Here is a 16,844-nt window from a genome sequence, read left to right on the forward strand (position 1 = left end):
AGGAGAGGCGCCATGACCGTTCGCACCATCGAGCATCTGATCGCAGGCGGCACCGCGGGTGGACCGTCCTCCGGCGGCGGCCGCAGCGGCGACGTGTTCGATCCCAATAGCGGCGAGATCCAGGCGCGCGTGACGCTGGGCACGCAGGCCGACCTCGACCGGGCAGTCGCCGCCGCGCAGAAGGCGCAGCCGGGCTGGGCAGCGACCAACCCGCAGCGCCGCGCGCGCGTGATGTTCGAGTTCAAGCGGCTGGTCGAGGCGAACATGGATGAGCTCGCGCGGCTGCTGTCGTCCGAGCACGGCAAGGTGATCGCGGACTCGAAGGGCGATATCCAGCGCGGGCTCGAGGTGATCGAGTTCTGCTGCGGCATCCCGCACATTCTCAAGGGCGAGTATACGCAGGGCGCGGGGACGGGGATCGACGTCTATTCGATGCGCCAGCCGCTCGGCATCGGTGCCGGGATCACGCCGTTCAACTTCCCGGCGATGATCCCGCTGTGGATGAGCGGGGTCGCGATCGCGACGGGCAACGCGTTCATCCTGAAGCCGAGCGAGCGCGATCCGTCAGTGCCGGTGCGGCTGGGCGAGCTGTTCCTCGAGGCGGGGCTGCCCGAGGGCATCTTCCAGGTGGTGCACGGCGACAAGGAAATGGTCGATGCGATCCTCGATCATCCGGCGATCTCGGCGGTCAGCTTCGTCGGCTCGTCCGACATCGCGCATTACGTGTACCGCCGCGGCGTCGAGGCGGGCAAGCGCGTCCAGGCGATGGGCGGAGCGAAGAACCATGGCATCGTCATGCCCGACGCGGACCTAGACCAGGTCGTCGCCGACCTGTCGGGCGCAGCGTTCGGGAGCGCTGGCGAGCGGTGCATGGCATTGCCGGTGGTGGTGCCGGTCGGCGAGAAGACGGCGATTGCTTTGCGTGAGAAGCTGATCCCGGCGATCGCCGCGCTGCGCGTGGGTGTTTCGACCGACAATGACGCGCATTACGGCCCGGTGGTGAACGCGGCGCATCGCAGCCGCATCGAGAACTGGATCCAGACGGGTGTCGACGAGGGTGCGGAACTGGTCGTCGACGGGCGCGGGTTCGAGCTGCAGGGGCATGAGAAGGGGTTCTTCATCGGGCCGTCGCTGTTCGATCACGTCACCACGGAGATGTCGGCGTATAAGGAGGAGATCTTCGGGCCGGTGTTGCAGATCGTCCGCGCCAGGGATTTCGAGGAAGCGGTGCGGTTGCCGAGCGAGCATCAGTACGGCAACGGCGTCGCGATCTTCACACGCAACGGCCACGCCGCGCGCGAGTTCGCGGCGCGGGTGAATGTCGGGATGGTGGGAATCAACGTGCCGATCCCGGTGCCGGTCGCGTATCACACGTTCGGCGGCTGGAAGCGCAGCGCGTTCGGCGACACCAACCAGCACGGCATGGAGGGCGTGAAGTTCTGGACCAAGGTCAAGACGATCACGCAACGCTGGCCCGATGGCGGGGTGGGTGATGCCGCCAACGCGTTCGTCATTCCGACGATGGGGTAATCGGATTGATCTTTCCTTCTTCCGTCATCCTGGACTTGATCCAGGATCCAGAGCCATCGAGCGCAACGCCCGTGGCTCTGGATCCTGACTTTCGTCAGGATGACGGGGTGGGGAGGGGGTCGAAGCCCCAGTCTTCGGCCAGATCGCGCCAGGTCGGGTTGTCCGTCTCGATCAGCGTGGTCTTCCACGACCGTTTCCAGACCTTGAGCTGTTTCTCGCGCGTGATCGCCGCGTCCATCGTGTCTGCCATCGCAAACCAGACAAGCCGGTTCACGCCGTATCGCTTTGAGAACCCGTCGAACATGCCGTCGCGGTGCTGAACGATCCGCGCCATCAGGTCGGACGTGACGCCGATGTAGAGCGTTCCGTTGCGCCCGCTCGCCATGATATAGACCGCGGGTTGCCTAGCCATATCCTTCCCCCACCCCGTCATCGTGACGAAAGTCAGGATCCAGAGCCACAGGCGCCAGCATTCGCCGCTCTGGATACTGGGTCAAGCCCAGTATGACGACACAGGAAAGCCCGATGACCAACCAGTTCGACCTCACCGACGACCAGCGCGAGATCCAGGAGCTCGCGCGCCGCTTTACCGCCGACCGGATCACGCCGCATGCGGCCGAGTGGGACGAGAAGCACATCTTCCCGCGCGACACGATCAAGGCGGCGGCCGAGCTCGGTTTCGCGGCGATCTATGTCAGCGAGGAGAGCGGCGGCATCGCGCTCGGGCGTCTCGAAGCCGCGTTGATCATGGAGGCGATGTCGTATGGGTGTCCGTCGACCAGCGCGTTCATCAGCATCCACAACATGGCGGCGTGGATGATCGACCGGTTCGGCTCGGCCGCGGTGAAGGACAAGTATCTCCCCGATCTGGTGACGATGGACCGGCTGGCGAGCTATTGCCTGACCGAGCCGGGCTCGGGCTCCGACGCCGCCGCGCTCAAGACGCGCGCGGTGCGCGACGGCGACGACTGGATCGTGACAGGATCGAAGCAGTTCATCTCGGGCGCGGGCGAGAATGAGGTGTACGTCACCATGGTCCGCACCGGGGAGGACGGGCCCAAGGGTATTTCCTGCCTCGTGATCGAGAAGGACATGCCCGGCGTGTCGTTCGGTGCGAACGAGAAGAAGCTCGGCTGGCATTCGCAGCCGACTCGGCAGGTGATCTTCGACGGCGTCCGCGTGCCGGCGGCCAACATGGTCGGCGGCGAGGGCGAGGGGTTTCGGATCGCGATGATGGGGCTCGACGGCGGGCGGCTTAACATCGGCGCCTGCTCGCTTGGCGGGGCGCAGCGGTGTCTCGACGAGGCGATCGCCTATACGCGCGACCGCAAGCAGTTCGGCAAGCCCATCGCGGACTTCCAGAACACGCAGTTCATGCTGGCCGACATGGCGACCGAATTGGAGGCGGCGCGCGCGCTGCTCTATATCGCGGCGGCCAAGGTCACGGCGAACGCGCCCGACAAGACCAAGTTCGCGGCGATGGCGAAGCGGCTGGCGACGGACACCGGCTCGTCGGTGGTCGACCGCGCGTTGCAGCTGCACGGCGGCTACGGGTATCTGCAGGATTACCCGATCGAACGCTTCTGGCGCGACCTGCGTGTGCATTCGATCCTCGAGGGTACCAACCAGGTCATGCGCATGATCGTCGGCCGCGAGCTGACCCGGCAATGATGGATATGGTCACCGACTGCCGAACAGCATCCACCCCGGCGGAGGCCGGGGTCCAGGTGGGGGACGCGAATCGGCTTGGTGACATCCTCTGTTACATCGACCTTTCCAACTGGACCCCGGCCTTCGCCGGGGAGGTGATTTATGAATGACCTGATCACGACCGTCGAAGGGCCTGTCGGCCGGCTTCGGCTGAATCGGCCCAAGGCGTTGCACGCGCTGAACCTTGCGATGTGCGAAGGCGTGCTGGAGGCGCTTGAGGCGTGGCGCGGGGATGCGTCGGTTGAGGCGATCGTGGTGGATCACGCCGAGGGTCGTGGGTTCTGCGCCGGGGGCGATATCCGGATGCTGGCCGCGTCGGGCGCCGGCGACGGCGTCGCGGCGCGCGCGTTCTTCCATGCCGAGTATCGGATGAACCACCGGCTGTTCGTCTATGCCAAGCCGATCGTCGTGTTCATGGACGGGATCACGATGGGCGGCGGCGTCGGGCTCGCTTTGCCGTGCGCGTACCGGGTGGCGACCGAGAATACGAAGTTCGCGATGCCCGAGACGGGGATCGGGCTGTTCCCCGATGTGGGCGGCGGCTGGTATCTGTCGCGGCTGCCCGGGCGGATCGGGCAGTATCTCGCGCTGACCGGGCACCGGCTCGATGGCGCGGAGTGTGTCGCGCTGGGGTTGGCGACGCATTATCTGCCGGGCGACACGCTCGACACCGCCAAGGCGCGGATCGCGGAGACGCCGCAGGATATTGCTGGCGTTCTGAACGCGCTGTCGACCGAGGCACCCGAAGCGGCGATACTTGCGCGCAAGGACGATATCGACCGGTTGTTCGCGTCCGATGTGCTCGAGGAGATCTATGCCGCGCTCGACGCCGATGGTGGTGAGTGGGCCGCGAAGACGCTTGCGACGCTCAAGACCAAGTCGCCGCAGACGATGAAGGTGTCGCTCCGGCTGCTCCGCGAAGGCGCGGCGATGGCGAGTTTCGCGGACGAGATGAAACAGGAATATGCGGTCGGCGCGCATGTCGTGCAGCGGCATGACTTCATCGAGGGCGTGCGCGCGGTGATCGTCGACAAGGACAATGCGCCGCGCTGGGATCCGGCGACGCCCGAGGCGGTGAGCGATCACGTGATCGACCAGATCTTCGCGCCGTTGCCCGAGGCCGAGGCGTGGACGCCGGGCTAATCCGTCATCGGGACGAAAGTCGGGATCCAGAGCCAGGTACGATAACGCTCGTGGCTCTGGATCCTGGATCAAGTCCAGGATGACGATGCTTATTGGAGACTGAGATGGCCGATTACGAAACGATCCTCGTCGAGCAGCGCGGTGCGGTGACGCTCGTCACGCTAAACCGGCCGCAGGCGCTCAACGCGCTCAACTCGCAGGTGCTCGCCGACCTGATCGCCGCGTTCGCCGCGTTCGATGCGGATCCGTCGCAGGGCTGTGCGGTGCTGACCGGTTCGGCCAAGGCGTTCGCGGCGGGCGCGGACATCAAGGAGATGCAGAGCCAGGGCTTTGCCGACATGTATGCGAGCAACTTCTTCGCCGGCTGGGAGCAGGTGACGCGGACGCGCAAGCCGATCATCGCCGCGGTCGCGGGCTATGCGCTGGGCGGCGGCTGCGAGGTCGCGATGATGTGCGACTTCATCCTCGCCGCCGACACCGCCAAGTTCGGCCAGCCCGAGATCAAGCTCGCCGTCTCCCCCGGCATGGGCGGGTCGCAGCGCCTCACGCATGCGGTCGGCAAGGCCAAGGCGATGGAGATGGTGCTGACCGGGCGGATGATGGATGCGGTCGAGGCCGAGCGCGCCGGGCTGGTGTCGCGGATCGTGCCTGCCGACGAGCTGGTCGAGGAGGCGGTAAAGACCGCAGCCGCCATCGCCGCAATGGCGCCACTGGCGGTGCTGGCGAACAAGGAAATGGTCAACGCGGCGTTCGAGACGGGGCTCGCGATGGGCGTCCAGTTCGAGCGGCGTCTGTTCCACGGCCTGTTCGGCACCGCGGATCAGAGCGAAGGCATGGCAGCGTTCGTCGAGAAGCGCGCGGGGGCTTGGACGGGCAAGTAGCGCGGCCACCCGTCATCGTCGCTGCCCGTCATCCTGACGAAAGTCAGGATCCAGGGTTACTGGCGGTGTCGTTCCTGGCTCTGGATCCTGACTTTCGTCAGGATGACGGGGTTGGGGGCGTGCGGGACCTAGTCGCGGATGACGCTGTTGGATCGCGAGCGGCACAGTCGCCGCGGCAGATTTAGGAGAGAGAACATGGCACGGATCGGATTCATCGGGCTCGGCAACATGGGCGGCGGGATGGCCGCCAACCTCGCGAAGAACGGCCATGACGTTCACGCATTCGACCTGAGCGCCGACGCGCTGGCCAAGGCGAAGGCCGCGGGCTGCCTGCCCGTCGCATCCGCCGCCGAGGCCGCGGACGGGGCGGAGGCGATCGTGACGATGCTGCCCGCGGGCAAGCACGTCGCCGAGGTGTATGACGCGCTGTTCGGCGTCGCGGGCCCAACCGCGATCCTGATCGACTGTTCGACGATCGACGTCGCGACCGCGAAGCAGGTGGCCGACGCCGCGCAGGCCAAGGGGCTCGCGGCGGTCGACGCGCCGGTCTCCGGCGGGATCGGCGCTGCCAATGCGGGCACGCTCACCTTCATGGTCGGCGGTTCGGCGGCGGCGTTCGAGCGCGCCGAGCCGATTCTCGCGGCGATGGGCAAGGCGGTGATCCACGCCGGCGCGAACGGCGCGGGGCAGGCGGCGAAGATTTGCAACAACATGATTCTCGGCGCGACGATGATCGCGACCTGCGAGGCGTTCGTGCTGGCCGACAAGCTCGGGCTCGACGCGCAGGCCTTTTACGACATCGCCAGCGTGTCGTCGGGGCAGAGCTGGTCGATGACGAGCTATGCGCCGCTGCCGGGGATCGGCCCCGACACCCCCGCCGACCACGACTATCAGGGCGGGTTCGCGGCGGCCCTGATGCTGAAGGACCTGCGGCTTGCGATGGCGGCGGCGCAGGATGTCGGCGCCGACACGCCGATGGGCGCGAAGGCGGCGGAGCGCTACGAGGCGTTCGCCGAGGCCGGGCAGGGCGGGCTCGACTTCTCCGCGATCATCCGCACGCTGCAGGGCAACGCCTAACTCGGCGTGCGGCGGACCGGCGGGAGCGCGTTGCAGATGTCCGCACCGCCCGCCGGCACCGTGAAGAACGGCGGCGTACGGTTCTCGCGCCCCGCGATCCAGGCGGTGAAGCGCGGGTTGCGCGTCGCGCGGTACTGGAAGTGCGGGCGGGTGGCGGCGGGAAGGTCGCTCGCCAGCCGCGCCGAGACGATCGGGCTGCGCTCGGCGGGGGTGGCGTAGAAGCCGAGCTCGCCCGTCCCGCGCGGCAGCGACGACAGCCACTCGATCCCGTCGACCACCCGCCCGACGACCGCGATGTTGCGGTCGAGCGCGCGCGGCGCATGGCCGATGACGGTGTAGAGCTCGGCGCCGCTGCCGACGCTCGGCGCCAGATCACGCGCGACGCCGACCATCCCGTAGCAATGCGGCAGCCATTGCCGTGCGCCCGAGCCGGCGAGCGGCCAGCCATCCGCGCTGTAGCCCGCCCATTCGGCATAAGGATCGCGCTTGGCCAGCCGCGCGACCGCGGCCGGCCCGGCCAGGTCATATTCGGCGGCGATCCCGTCCGCGACGCCGGGGACGAGCGGCTTCTTCTCGGTCGCATCGCCCCATTGCGCGACATAATTGTCCTGCACGCGGTACACGCTCGTCGCGCTGTCCCACCAGCGCGCGCGGGCGAGCGCGCGGATATTGGCGACATGCGCGGGGGCATAGGCAGGTGCGAGTCGGAGCGTAAAGCCATGCCCGTTCGCCAGCGTGAAGACGAGGATCTCGTCATCGGGCACCGCCACCCAGTCCGACGCGACCGGATCGGACGGCAGCGGTGTCGGCACCGGCGTGGCTTGGGCGAGGGCGGCGGCGAGAAGGGCGGTGATCATCGCTGTGAGACTGCCCGAGTGCCGCCCCGCACGCAATCGCTTGCGCCGCAGCCAAACCCGCTCTAGCAGGCGCGTTCCAGAGCAATGCGGAGCGGTGGCCGAGTGGTCGAAGGCGCTCGCCTGGAAAGTGAGTATACGTCAAAAGCGTATCGAGGGTTCGAATCCCTCCCGCTCCGCCACCACCCTTTGGATCTAAGCCCAAAGTTGCGATTAAGTCGCCGGGTTCCCATAACCGTTCCCCGAGAGCGCGCGTGCTTGAAGCCGAACGTCACCGCACGATTTCCGCGGATATCGCTGGCCGTGGTTTATGTGGCGTTAGGCCGCGCCCCTATATTGCGTACGGCCTATGCTCAGAGCTGAACGGTAAAACGGTGGAAAGACGCCCCTCCGCTTTCGGGCGGCGATTGCCGTGAACAGCTGTTCGTTCAGACGATGGGTTACGGGTTTAGTCGCCTGATCCATCCGAGATCGGACGTCTTTTCCAAGGTAGTAAATACGTGATCACTCAATAGCTTACTGTAATTATGATCGTATCATTATAGGCTCCGGGGCGGGGCGAGAGATTGGCGGGGATTCTTCCGTAAATTTGGTAGGTCGAACTCCCGCCAAGCAACGGGATGATATCGAAGGACCGCACGGTGGAGCTCCCGCCCGACCCGTCGCCCCAGATCTGCGTTCGCGCCGGATCCGCATAAAGCTGATAGGGTAAGGTCGCCGTTCCAGAGATCATGCGTCGCGCCGTATAGCTGCCATCTCGTCCCGGGCTGAGCGCGATCGTGTACCCGCCGAGACCGGAGAGTATGGAGCAGTTGATTGTGATCGTGCCCGTCGCGTCGTCCGGCGACGTGGCAGACCCGTCATAGTTCCCGAACGCGATCCCGCTCGCCGATACCGAGCATCCCGCATCCGCGACAGCCGGTATCGCGAGGCAGAAGAGCGCGAACAGCACGCGGGCGATCACGGGGCTGTCTCGACACAGGAAAACGGGCCAAGCCGCGCGAGACCCCGGTCCTGCGCAGCGACGGACAGTCCGACACGGCAGCGCGTGCCGTCGGGGCGCGCGACGTTCAGGACGGTGTGCTGGTCGAGCCCCTCGACGAAGGTCTCCCCGTCAAAGCCCAGGGGAAACGTCGCCCCGGACGCTTCCAGCGTGACGGTGCTTCCCGGTGGAAGTGGTCTACCGCTTGCGTCGACCAGGACCAGCACTGCGCCATTTGGTCGTTTGATCGGAAACCTGAGGACGACGCCTGCCCGATCCTGTGGCCGGACATCGCGTTCCCCGGTTGCGATCACGGCATCGGGCGGCAGATCGGTCGGCTCGATGGCGAGGTGATTCACCTGGAACGCCCGCAGGTCGGTCACCATCAGCTTGCCCGACCGGCCGGTTCGGCCGGCGACCCTGTTTTCGTGCAGCACCCGAACACCTGCCAAACCCTGCGTGTCGACAATCGCGAAACTGTCGTTGATCGTATTCGACAGGAATACCGAGCCATCGATTGCGGACACGGACCCGCGCGCCTGGGCACGGATCGTCGTTGCACCGTTGGTCCGATCGATCCCGGCGGCCAGCCATCCGATGCGGGACCGATGTTGGACTTCGACAAACTGGCTGTCGATCGCGCCGCGCCCGATCGCCGCCTGATAGCCCCATGGATCGGCCTCGCTCGTGCCGCGCGCCGCCTGCAGCTGGCTTTGCCAGCGGCCGCCTTGCATCTGCTGATCAACACTCGCCTGACTCCGCCGTCCGAAGGGAAGCGACAGGCCGAACATGATGCTGCGGCCGCCGCGTGCGCTGGTGTCGTGCGAGCCGTTCGCGTAGATCGATACCGGTCCCCGCTGCACGCTGTAGGTGACGGACGCCAGACGGACCGCGGAGCCGCGGCCAAACATCGCCGGCGCGCCCTTCAGCCTTTCCCAGGCGACGTCGCCTGCCTGATCGAGTGCGGTATAGCCGAGGGACATCGTACCGGCCGGACCCATTGCAAGCGCAATGCTGGCATTGGTCTGCCTGCGAATGGCAGGATAGCCATCGCTTGCCGCGTTGTCGCGAAAGTCCTTCGTCGCAAATCCGTGGGACAGCCTGAGTGACACCAGTGAGTCGCGGTGTTCGATTTGCGCGACACAGCGCACGCCGTTCCCGTCCCGCCCGCTGCTGGCCGCGCAATCACCCGTGGCGATTGCCAGGTTGGCCAGGTTTACCGACACGCCCGACCCGATGAGCGCCGCGCTGCGGGTTGCTTCGGCATAGAGCGCCGCCGTCAGCCGAGGCGATACGCCCCAGCGGTAGCTGCCGCTTGCCGCGAACTGTCCGTAGGCGTTGCTCTGGCTCCCGAATTGATGCCGGATCATGCCAGCCTGGACAGCGAACGTGTGCAACCCGGGTGCGAGCAGAGCATTGCTCGCATAATAGGCCACCGTCGTCCTGACGGATTGTCCCAGGGAATTCTGGAGGTTCAGCGAGACTTTGCCGCTGCCCGTCTGCACCGGCACGTTGCGGATCTCGAAGGGACCAGCGTCGATAGGCAGGGATATCGCGGATGTGTCGTTCACAAGGATGTCGGCGATGGTGGGAACGACCGCGTTGCCACGAAAATCGGGCAGCGGCATCGTGATCAGGTCGGGTCGCAGCGCGAAGTCCGAACCGAATTGGATGCCGCCGAGCCGGATCGCCCGTTGCGAGTCCGCTCCCGACGTTATGAAGTCGCCCAGCCTGAGCCGCAGCAGGCGGTCGGGCAGCGAAACGGTGTAGTTGAAATCAAGCCTCGTCGCGCGATAGGTCGTCGTCGTCCCCGAACGGAATGCGGTCATCAAGGCCTGGGCAGCCACAATCCCATGACCTGAAAAGACGCGGGCATCGAGGTACGCGGAAAGGGCCTGGCGACGAGCATCGCCGGTCACTGTCGTGTCGTAGTTCAGCGTGGAACCGGTCCCGCTCTCCACCGCTCCGGCCATGGCAGGATCGGCAGCGGCCGAGATCGTCGTTCTCACCAAACGCGCCTCGGAGGCGGTCACGTAGAGTCGGCCTGTAGCCTGATCGACGCGCCATTGGAAATCGCGGTCGGCGACGATGTCCGAGAGCTCTTCGCTGGGCGTCGTGCGCGGCGAAAGACCGAGTTCGGCGAGTTCCCTGGGCGATGCCGCCAGTCCGTCGCCCCGCAGGACAAACTCGCCGATTTTCCCGGTCGGGCGCCCATTGATCCAGACCTCCAGCAGCGTCGGTGCGGGAGCGGCCCCGGCATGGTCAGCGAGGCAGATCATCAGGAGAAATCGACAGGTCGATCGGAGGGCTTTGGCGCGCATCGCACGGTCCCGTCCCCGCTACCGCGCGAGGGCAACGGTGATGGGGCCCTTTCCGCCGTCCATCGTCAGTCGATAGCGGCCATCCGCGGCGGCTTGGATGGGCATGTCCTGGACCGGAAGTTCCCGCGTAGCGCCAGCCAGCAGATAGGGTGAACCACCGTTCTTGACGGCGATCGGCGCGCCGTTCGTGTCGCGCAGGACAACGTTGCGCAGCGTCTCATGGCGCGCTCCCGGATTTTCGAGCACGAGCACTGCGTCACCGTCCCGGTGCGCCAGCCGAAATCGAACGCCGGGGTTCGCCGGAGCGACGGGCTCGACGAAGATCGGCATGGAAATGCGCAGGACCATACGTACGGCACCGGGTTCGGACGCGCGCGGGATCTGATCGAGGATCAACCGGTACGTCAGTTCCTTGGACGTCGCCTTATGCCGCACGAGCACCCGGAAGACCTGGTTCGAATGGGGTAGGATCGTCACGATGCGGGGGCTGACGACCACATCGTCGGCCGGTACAAGGACATCCTCGGGCTGTTGCGTCCAGGCGAAGGGCCGGATCTGGACCACCGTTTCCTCAGCGCCATCGTTGCGAACCGTCAGGCTCGTCGCCTGTTGCGAGGCGGCAAGATTGAACGTGACCGGGCTCACCGACAGGGATTGTGCGTGAAGCGGGGCGATGCCCGTTGCCAGGACGATCCCGTATCCGCCCGCCATCGACCAGCGACGAAGCCTCTCGAAGCGAAAAAAACTTCCCCGGGCCATCAGTAGGTGATCGTTGCGGTCAGAGTATCCGAATAGGCTCCGGGAACGGGCAATTGACCCGCCGCAAGGCGCCCATAGACGGTAATGGCCTGAGCGCCGCCGTTGCCGGTGCCCGAGACCGTGTCCGTACCGATCGTCGTGCCCCAGCTATTGGTACGCGCACTGTCGCGATAGACGGCATAGGCGAGCACATCGACGCTGGGGCCGTTCATGTACCGGTTCGTTACGGTCGCCCCCGTGCCCAAGCCTGCGCTGACGCCGATGGTGTAGGCGGTGGTATCCGTGCAGGTCGCGGTGATCGTCGAAGTCGCGTCGGTTTGGGCCCCGGTATAGGTTCCGAACGTCAGCGCGGTCGCCGAAATCTGGCAACTCGACACGACGTTGGCCGTCACATTGAACGTCGTGTTCGCCGTCGATGCGCCTGCCGAGCCATTCGCCACAACCATGCATAGGGGAATGCTCAGAACGCGAGCCTGCGTTTTAAAAAAGGCTGTAGTGGTGTGAAGCGACGGCCGACCTATGCGCAGTGACGCAATATGCCGGGCCAAGTTCTGCGTAATCATAAGACGGCGACCTTTCTCAAGCAATTATAGAATGCCCGCCAAAGGAAGGGCGTCAGCCTCAGGAAAAACGTCACCATTTATATGCGGGGATCCATCACCGGTGGCCCTAACCAACTGCAGATTGTTGCGAATTAGGAAGTTCTTCAGAGTCCACTTGGACTGAGGAGTCTGGACGGTAATTCTTCAACTCGTCGTACTGAAGCGCTTTGTCGCTTAAAAAGAGTGGCTGAGATGTATTTAGCATTTGTCCAAATACGTGCGCGCCGCGATCAACCCGAAAGGCGCCGATTATCATTCTCGCAGCCGTTTTAACCAACGGCGGCCTCCCACCGACTGCCCTAAATCGGACGCGCCGCTTTCTTCTCGATCACGGCGGCCATGAGGAAATATCAGCCGCCAAAAGCCGTCAGCGCGAACAGGGAAATGCTTGAAGTCGGGGAGCGGGGAAGGTGGCAGAGATGGCCGGATTTGGTTCGAGTATGTCAGTGTAGTGCAAGCAATGAATCAGACGCGCACCGTCCGCAGGTCTCAAACTTGACTTACGCGACCTTGCCGAACCCGTCACTGAAGCACCACGTGCCTCGCCCCCTCCGCTTCGCGTCGTAAAGCGCAACGTCAGCGGATTTCAGGATTGTTTGTATGCTGTCGCCGTCGCCGGGATAAAGCGCGATGCCGATGCTGAAACTTAGGCTCATCTGTTCTCCGTTGAAGTCGACAGCAGGCTGGACGCCATCGACGATGCGACCGCATGCCGCATCGATATCGGCGGTGCTGCCGACGTCGGGTAAGAGTATGGCAAACTCGTCACCGCCGAGCCGCGCGACATGGGTCAACTCGCCGAAGGCAGCACGCAGGCGCTCTCCTGCCGCGACGAGGAGCGCATCGCCAGCATCGTGGCCATACGTGTCGTTGACGACCTTGAAATGGTCAAGATCGATCAGGAGCAAGGCGAACCGGGACTTTTGACGATCGGACAGTGCGATGAGATTGCGCATGTGTCGTGTGAACTGTCGACGATTGGCGAGGGAGGTAAGTCCGTCGAAATATGCCAGATATTCGAGCTCGTCATGAGCTTTGCGTAGCGCCGCATCGCTCCGCCAGTTTGCCCGCACGCTTGCGAAGATATAACTGATGCAAAGACCCGACGCGATTGTCGACGTGAGAGTGGTAAAATAGCTTGCTGGTTCGACCAGCCAAGGCAGCGCGAGCATCGCGCTGGCGGGAACACCAACCTTGAACGCCACTATCGACGGAGCGCGGAAGGCAAAGGCCTGGGCGTGGATCAGCTGCGAGATCAGCATGACGATAACCGCTGAACCTATATCAGGTACCCTGCTCCACCACAGCAAAACCGGCAAGCTCGTCCACGCGATCGTCGTCATGAGTGCGGAGGCAATATAGTTGAGCCGCAGCGGCAGGCGCACGCCATCCGGTCGCGCCAGCAGGATACTGCATTGCCTGCACCACAGCTCCGCAAATCCGACAAAGCTGATCCATTGTATCGCAGCGCGAGAGCCCAGATGGGTGAGCAACAGCAAACTCGCCAGAGCGGCGATCACCAATCGCGGCAACAGCGTTTTCAGGCCGTCCAGCGCCGCCCCATCGAGCCGATGGTCTCCCAGCCGTTCCAGCCAACCACGCGATATCAGATCGCGGGGCATGATCACGTGTTCCCTGATGCCAGCACAGCCAGGATTGGACGAATTCGGTCGCAGGGGCAGTGCGTAGTCCTGTGCCGCCGATCGTGATGGTAGGGAAAAGCGCCGACATGCATGCGCGCATTATAGGACAGCGTGAATCGATCGAGATAACGACACCGAAAAGTTCACTGATCGGACCTTGCCATCCAAGCTGCAGAAATCACCGGTTTTTGCATTGATCCAAGAACGGCATGAAATCTAGGCTTCCGCCGATGCAAAAGGCTGATGCATCTGGGACGCCCATGCAGTGGCTGGTTTTCCGGGGTGCAGCCCTAAAAGTGGAAAGTTCGCTTCCTCTCCATTCCCGACACTTACAAAAAATCTGACGCCAAAAGCGGTCAATCGCGGCGCATGAATATCCAGTAGCCGCCCGTACTGGCAGACTGGATACGCACCGTCAGTTCCCGGTCGCGGTCCTCGAAGTCGCCGACGTGGCTGAACTCCAAATCGAGCACGCCCGATACCCGGGCACGCTCGACGCGACCGCGAAAGTCGGGATTGTCCATACAGGGGGCGATCCTGCTGAAGAAGTCGAGGCCGAGGCGGTCATGATTGCCGGAACCCGACAGGCGCCGCTCTGCCGCACTATAATATTTGACCTTGCCATCGTCGCCGATCCGGATTGCGCCATAGGGCAAGGCGTCGACCGTTTCGCTTGGTAGCGCCTCTATCGCCATCGCCAGCTGGGGCTCGTTGAAATCGGGTAGCTCACGGGCGTCAACCATCATCGTTCCCCCACCGCTTCACGTTCGATGACAACCGCACCGACGATATGATCGACGACGATCCCGTCCGACGAGAAGGGCAGCAACAGCCGCTCGAATGTTTCCCTATACCCGTCACCAAGGTTGATACGGGCATATTCATGCGATGGCTTGCCGGTCAGCGCGCAGCGGCGATAGGCCGCCTCGCGGGCCGCGAGGCTATCGTTGCCACTGACCGGCATCTCGGTGGCGGCGATGCTGTGCGGTACAGCGTTGCGCAAGGTGTCGCCGACCAGCGTGAAGGTGAAATGGATCGGCACCTTCCCCAAGTCGATCTGCGCAACCACGATCCGGTGCGGCTCGCTGCATGCATTGATCGTGAACGTCTCGAACAACGGGATGACTTGGCCTGCGCGGATGGCGCGCCAGTGGTCGAGCAATGACCGGGTGCAATCGGACTTCAGGCGCAGCGTCAGCCGATCGAGCCGCTCGGCATCGGACGCACGCTGGTCCCGTGCAATCAGGATGCGGCGCAGCGCATAGTGCAATACGGCGGGGTTGAAGGGCTTCTGCACGACCGTCTCGCCATCGAGAGCGGCTTCGTTGGCGATCCCCGTCATGAACAGGCAGGGAATGTCCGATCCCGACGCGCGCACCTGCGCGACCAGGTCGTTACCGGACATGTCCGGCATGTGGACGTCGGTCACGAGCGCGTCGATCGCCCGCGTCCGTAACTCGAGCAGCGCCGCCTGTGCGTCCGGCGCGACGATGACTTCGAAGCCGTGGTCAGACAATCCTTCGGCGATCATGGCGCACAATTCGGCGTCATCATCGACCAGCAGGACCGTTTCGAAAGCGCGCCCGATCGCGTTGACACCGGTCTCGTCGCTGCCGGGTGCAGAATCGGAACCGCCAGGATCAACGGCACGCGGCAGGAAGATCGAGAATGTGGTTCCGTGGCCGGGGCGGCTTTCGATACGCAGGGCACCGCCCGACTGCTCCACGAAGCGCTGCACCATCGCGAGGCCCAGCCCGGTCCCCTTGCCGCGCGCCTTGGTCGTGAAGAACGGCTCGGTAATCCGCTGCAAGGTATCGCTGTCCATGCCGGGACCGTCGTCGGCCACGACGATCCTGATCGCGTCCTGGCCGTCCAGTTCCAGCGGAAGATCCGCTGAAGTCCGGGCGCAATTGCTGACGGCGATATGCAGGTGGCCGCCGCCATTCATCGCATCGCTGGCATTGTTGGCAAGGTTGAGCAGCGCCGACTGCAATTGTGTCGGGTCTGCCAGCACAGGCCAGAGATCGTCATCGCAGTCGATCGCGAGCGCGACGTTGCCGCGCATGCCGTGCCGGACGAGGTCGGACATCTCGCCAATCGCGCCGGCTAGGTCGACACGCTGCGCAACCACATCCTCCTGGCGCGCAAAGGCGAGCAGCTGTCGTACAAGCGCAGCACCCCGCTCGGCCGCGCGCTGACCCATCGTCGCAATCTGCTCGATGCGCGGGTCGTCATTGCGGTTCTGGATAATTGTAAGCCCGCCGATCACCGCGCCGAGAATGTTATTGAAGTCGGGCGCGATGCCCGACACGAGCTGACCAACCGCTTCGAGCTTTTGGCTTTGCAGTTGCGCAGCCTGTACCGCTTCGCGCCGCTCAATCTCGGCCGTGAGGCGTTCATTGGCCTGGTTCAGTGCCGCAGTGCGAGCACGGACACGACGCTCGAGGTCAATATTCAGGTCCCGCAATTCGGCCTCGCGGCGACCCAAGGCCCGCGTCCCGTACTCCTTGGCGATGAGATCATGGAAATAGCAGACGATGCCGTAGCATTCGTCCGGTAGTGTCACACGTTCGATCCGCCAGCCATATGCCTCGCGTGCCTCGATATCCGCGCGCTGTTCCGGCGTCGTTGCCGCGTCATACGCCATGCCGGTGTCGAGCGTCTGTCGGAAGCGGGCTATCGCTTCGTTAACAAAGGGCTCGGGCAAGAGAGCGCGAAGAACGTCGGCGAAATCGCGGCCGATCAGCGGATGGACGTTCTCGAATACCATCCGGGCGCCGCGGCTGACCACGCGCAGCCTGAAATCCGCATCGACCAGGCAGACCCCGAAGGGGTTGTTCGCGATCAGCGCTTCGAACGTCTCGATCTGGCGGCGAAGCCGGCCTTTCTGGGCCTTGTCATGCGTGATGTCGCGCATGACCGATACGAAGCCGGTGATTTCGCCCCGCTCATCGCGCGTCGCGAATGTCGAGCGCTGGACGTCGATGATATCGTCGGTCTTCAGATTGACGAGCTGCATCTCGCCCTCCCACACGCCGTCCCGCCTTGCCGTCGGCACGACGACCTCGTCGACGAGGTGGCGTTGTTCTGGGACAACGTAATCGGTCAGCCGCATCGGGAAAATGTCGGCCGCCTCGACTCCGATGAGGCGTCGGCCGGCCGGATTGAGATAGGCGAGTCGACCGCCGGCATCGCAAAGGCTGATCAGGTCGCCGGTGTATTCCGCCATCTGGATCAGCGCGGCGCGTCCATGTGGAACCGCCTTGAGAAAGTCGGCGCGGCGCCCCTTGGCGAGAGGCTCGATGCTGTGACCGTCCTCGTTTGCGTCTTCCATAAAGGGCT

At 64.5% G+C, this 16,844-nt stretch carries 14 protein-coding genes and 1 tRNA gene; 6 read left to right on the top strand and 9 right to left on the bottom strand.

Annotated features, from left to right (window positions below; all coding sequences use genetic code 11):
- Nucleotides 1-12 precede the first annotated feature (12 nt).
- Nucleotides 13-1,530, top strand: coding sequence for a CoA-acylating methylmalonate-semialdehyde dehydrogenase (locus SOM18_RS04740; RefSeq protein ID WP_031439857.1), 1,518 nt, complete (start codon nucleotides 13-15; stop codon nucleotides 1,528-1,530).
- A 94-nt stretch (nucleotides 1,531-1,624) separates the two neighbouring features.
- Here the strand turns inward: SOM18_RS04740 and SOM18_RS04745 are convergent, their stop codons facing one another.
- A complete protein-coding gene (locus SOM18_RS04745; protein WP_031439858.1) occupies nucleotides 1,625-1,942 on the bottom strand; it encodes a GIY-YIG nuclease family protein in 318 nt (105 codons plus the stop codon).
- A 113-nt stretch (nucleotides 1,943-2,055) separates the two neighbouring features.
- Here SOM18_RS04745 and SOM18_RS04750 point away from each other — a divergent pair, with 113 nt between their 5' ends.
- The 4 genes from SOM18_RS04750 to mmsB all read left to right on the top strand — a co-directional run bounded on the left by SOM18_RS04750 (nucleotide 2,056) and on the right by mmsB (nucleotide 6,341).
- A complete protein-coding gene (locus tag SOM18_RS04750) occupies nucleotides 2,056-3,201 on the top strand; it encodes an acyl-CoA dehydrogenase family protein (RefSeq protein WP_031439859.1) in 1,146 nt (381 codons plus the stop codon).
- A gap of 141 nt (nucleotides 3,202-3,342) precedes the next feature.
- The gene (locus SOM18_RS04755; protein WP_031439860.1) at nucleotides 3,343-4,383 is read left to right on the top strand and encodes an enoyl-CoA hydratase/isomerase family protein; all 1,041 of its coding nucleotides are present in this window, start codon (nucleotides 3,343-3,345) and stop codon (nucleotides 4,381-4,383) included.
- A 104-nt stretch (nucleotides 4,384-4,487) separates the two neighbouring features.
- Nucleotides 4,488-5,264 carry an enoyl-CoA hydratase gene (locus SOM18_RS04760; RefSeq protein WP_031439861.1) on the top strand — a complete coding sequence of 259 codons (777 nt, stop codon included), beginning with the start codon at nucleotides 4,488-4,490 and terminating at the stop codon, nucleotides 5,262-5,264.
- Nucleotides 5,265-5,459: 195 nt separating this feature from the next.
- On the top strand, nucleotides 5,460-6,341 hold the full coding sequence (gene mmsB, locus SOM18_RS04765) for a 3-hydroxyisobutyrate dehydrogenase (RefSeq protein WP_320481402.1): 882 nt from the start codon (nucleotides 5,460-5,462) through the stop codon (nucleotides 6,339-6,341).
- On the opposite strand, the gene SOM18_RS04770 is transcribed toward mmsB, so the two are convergent.
- Complete coding sequence (locus tag SOM18_RS04770) at nucleotides 6,338-7,198, bottom strand: peptidylprolyl isomerase (protein WP_320481403.1); 861 nt, start codon at nucleotides 7,196-7,198, stop codon at nucleotides 6,338-6,340. The two genes, mmsB and SOM18_RS04770, sit on opposite strands and share 4 nt — an antisense overlap.
- An 88-nt stretch (nucleotides 7,199-7,286) precedes the next feature.
- Between SOM18_RS04770 and SOM18_RS04775 the strand changes: the two genes are divergently transcribed.
- Nucleotides 7,287-7,377: transfer RNA gene (locus SOM18_RS04775), tRNA-Ser, on the top strand.
- A gap of 326 nt (nucleotides 7,378-7,703) precedes the next feature.
- On the opposite strand, the gene SOM18_RS04780 is transcribed toward SOM18_RS04775, so the two are convergent.
- From SOM18_RS04780 to SOM18_RS04810, 7 genes are all read right to left on the bottom strand, one after another.
- A complete protein-coding gene (locus tag SOM18_RS04780; RefSeq protein ID WP_052380822.1) occupies nucleotides 7,704-8,159 on the bottom strand; it encodes a Csu type fimbrial protein in 456 nt (151 codons plus the stop codon).
- A complete protein-coding gene (locus tag SOM18_RS04785) occupies nucleotides 8,156-10,498 on the bottom strand; it encodes a fimbria/pilus outer membrane usher protein (RefSeq protein WP_081874101.1) in 2,343 nt (780 codons plus the stop codon). The genes SOM18_RS04780 and SOM18_RS04785 overlap by 4 nt, the downstream gene beginning before the upstream one ends.
- Before the next feature lie 18 nt (nucleotides 10,499-10,516).
- The gene (locus tag SOM18_RS04790) at nucleotides 10,517-11,209 is read right to left on the bottom strand and encodes a fimbrial biogenesis chaperone (RefSeq protein WP_052380820.1); all 693 of its coding nucleotides are present in this window, start codon (nucleotides 11,207-11,209) and stop codon (nucleotides 10,517-10,519) included.
- A 47-nt stretch (nucleotides 11,210-11,256) separates the two neighbouring features.
- A complete protein-coding gene (locus SOM18_RS04795; RefSeq protein ID WP_052380819.1) occupies nucleotides 11,257-11,703 on the bottom strand; it encodes a Csu type fimbrial protein in 447 nt (148 codons plus the stop codon).
- A 656-nt stretch (nucleotides 11,704-12,359) separates the two neighbouring features.
- Nucleotides 12,360-13,481: a GGDEF domain-containing protein gene (locus SOM18_RS04800; RefSeq protein WP_320481404.1), complete on the bottom strand. Its 1,122-nt coding sequence runs from the start codon at nucleotides 13,479-13,481 to the stop codon at nucleotides 12,360-12,362.
- A 377-nt stretch (nucleotides 13,482-13,858) separates the two neighbouring features.
- Nucleotides 13,859-14,248 carry a hypothetical protein gene (locus SOM18_RS04805; RefSeq protein ID WP_320481405.1) on the bottom strand — a complete coding sequence of 130 codons (390 nt, stop codon included), beginning with the start codon at nucleotides 14,246-14,248 and terminating at the stop codon, nucleotides 13,859-13,861.
- Nucleotides 14,245-16,836, bottom strand: coding sequence for an ATP-binding protein (locus tag SOM18_RS04810; RefSeq protein ID WP_320481406.1), 2,592 nt, complete (start codon nucleotides 16,834-16,836; stop codon nucleotides 14,245-14,247). The genes SOM18_RS04805 and SOM18_RS04810 overlap by 4 nt, the downstream gene beginning before the upstream one ends.
- Between the last annotated feature and the right edge of the window lie 8 nt (nucleotides 16,837-16,844).

Source organism: Sphingomonas sp. CFBP9019 (assembly GCF_034045155.1).
GTDB classification, from domain to species: domain Bacteria; phylum Pseudomonadota; class Alphaproteobacteria; order Sphingomonadales; family Sphingomonadaceae; genus Sphingomonas; species Sphingomonas aerolata.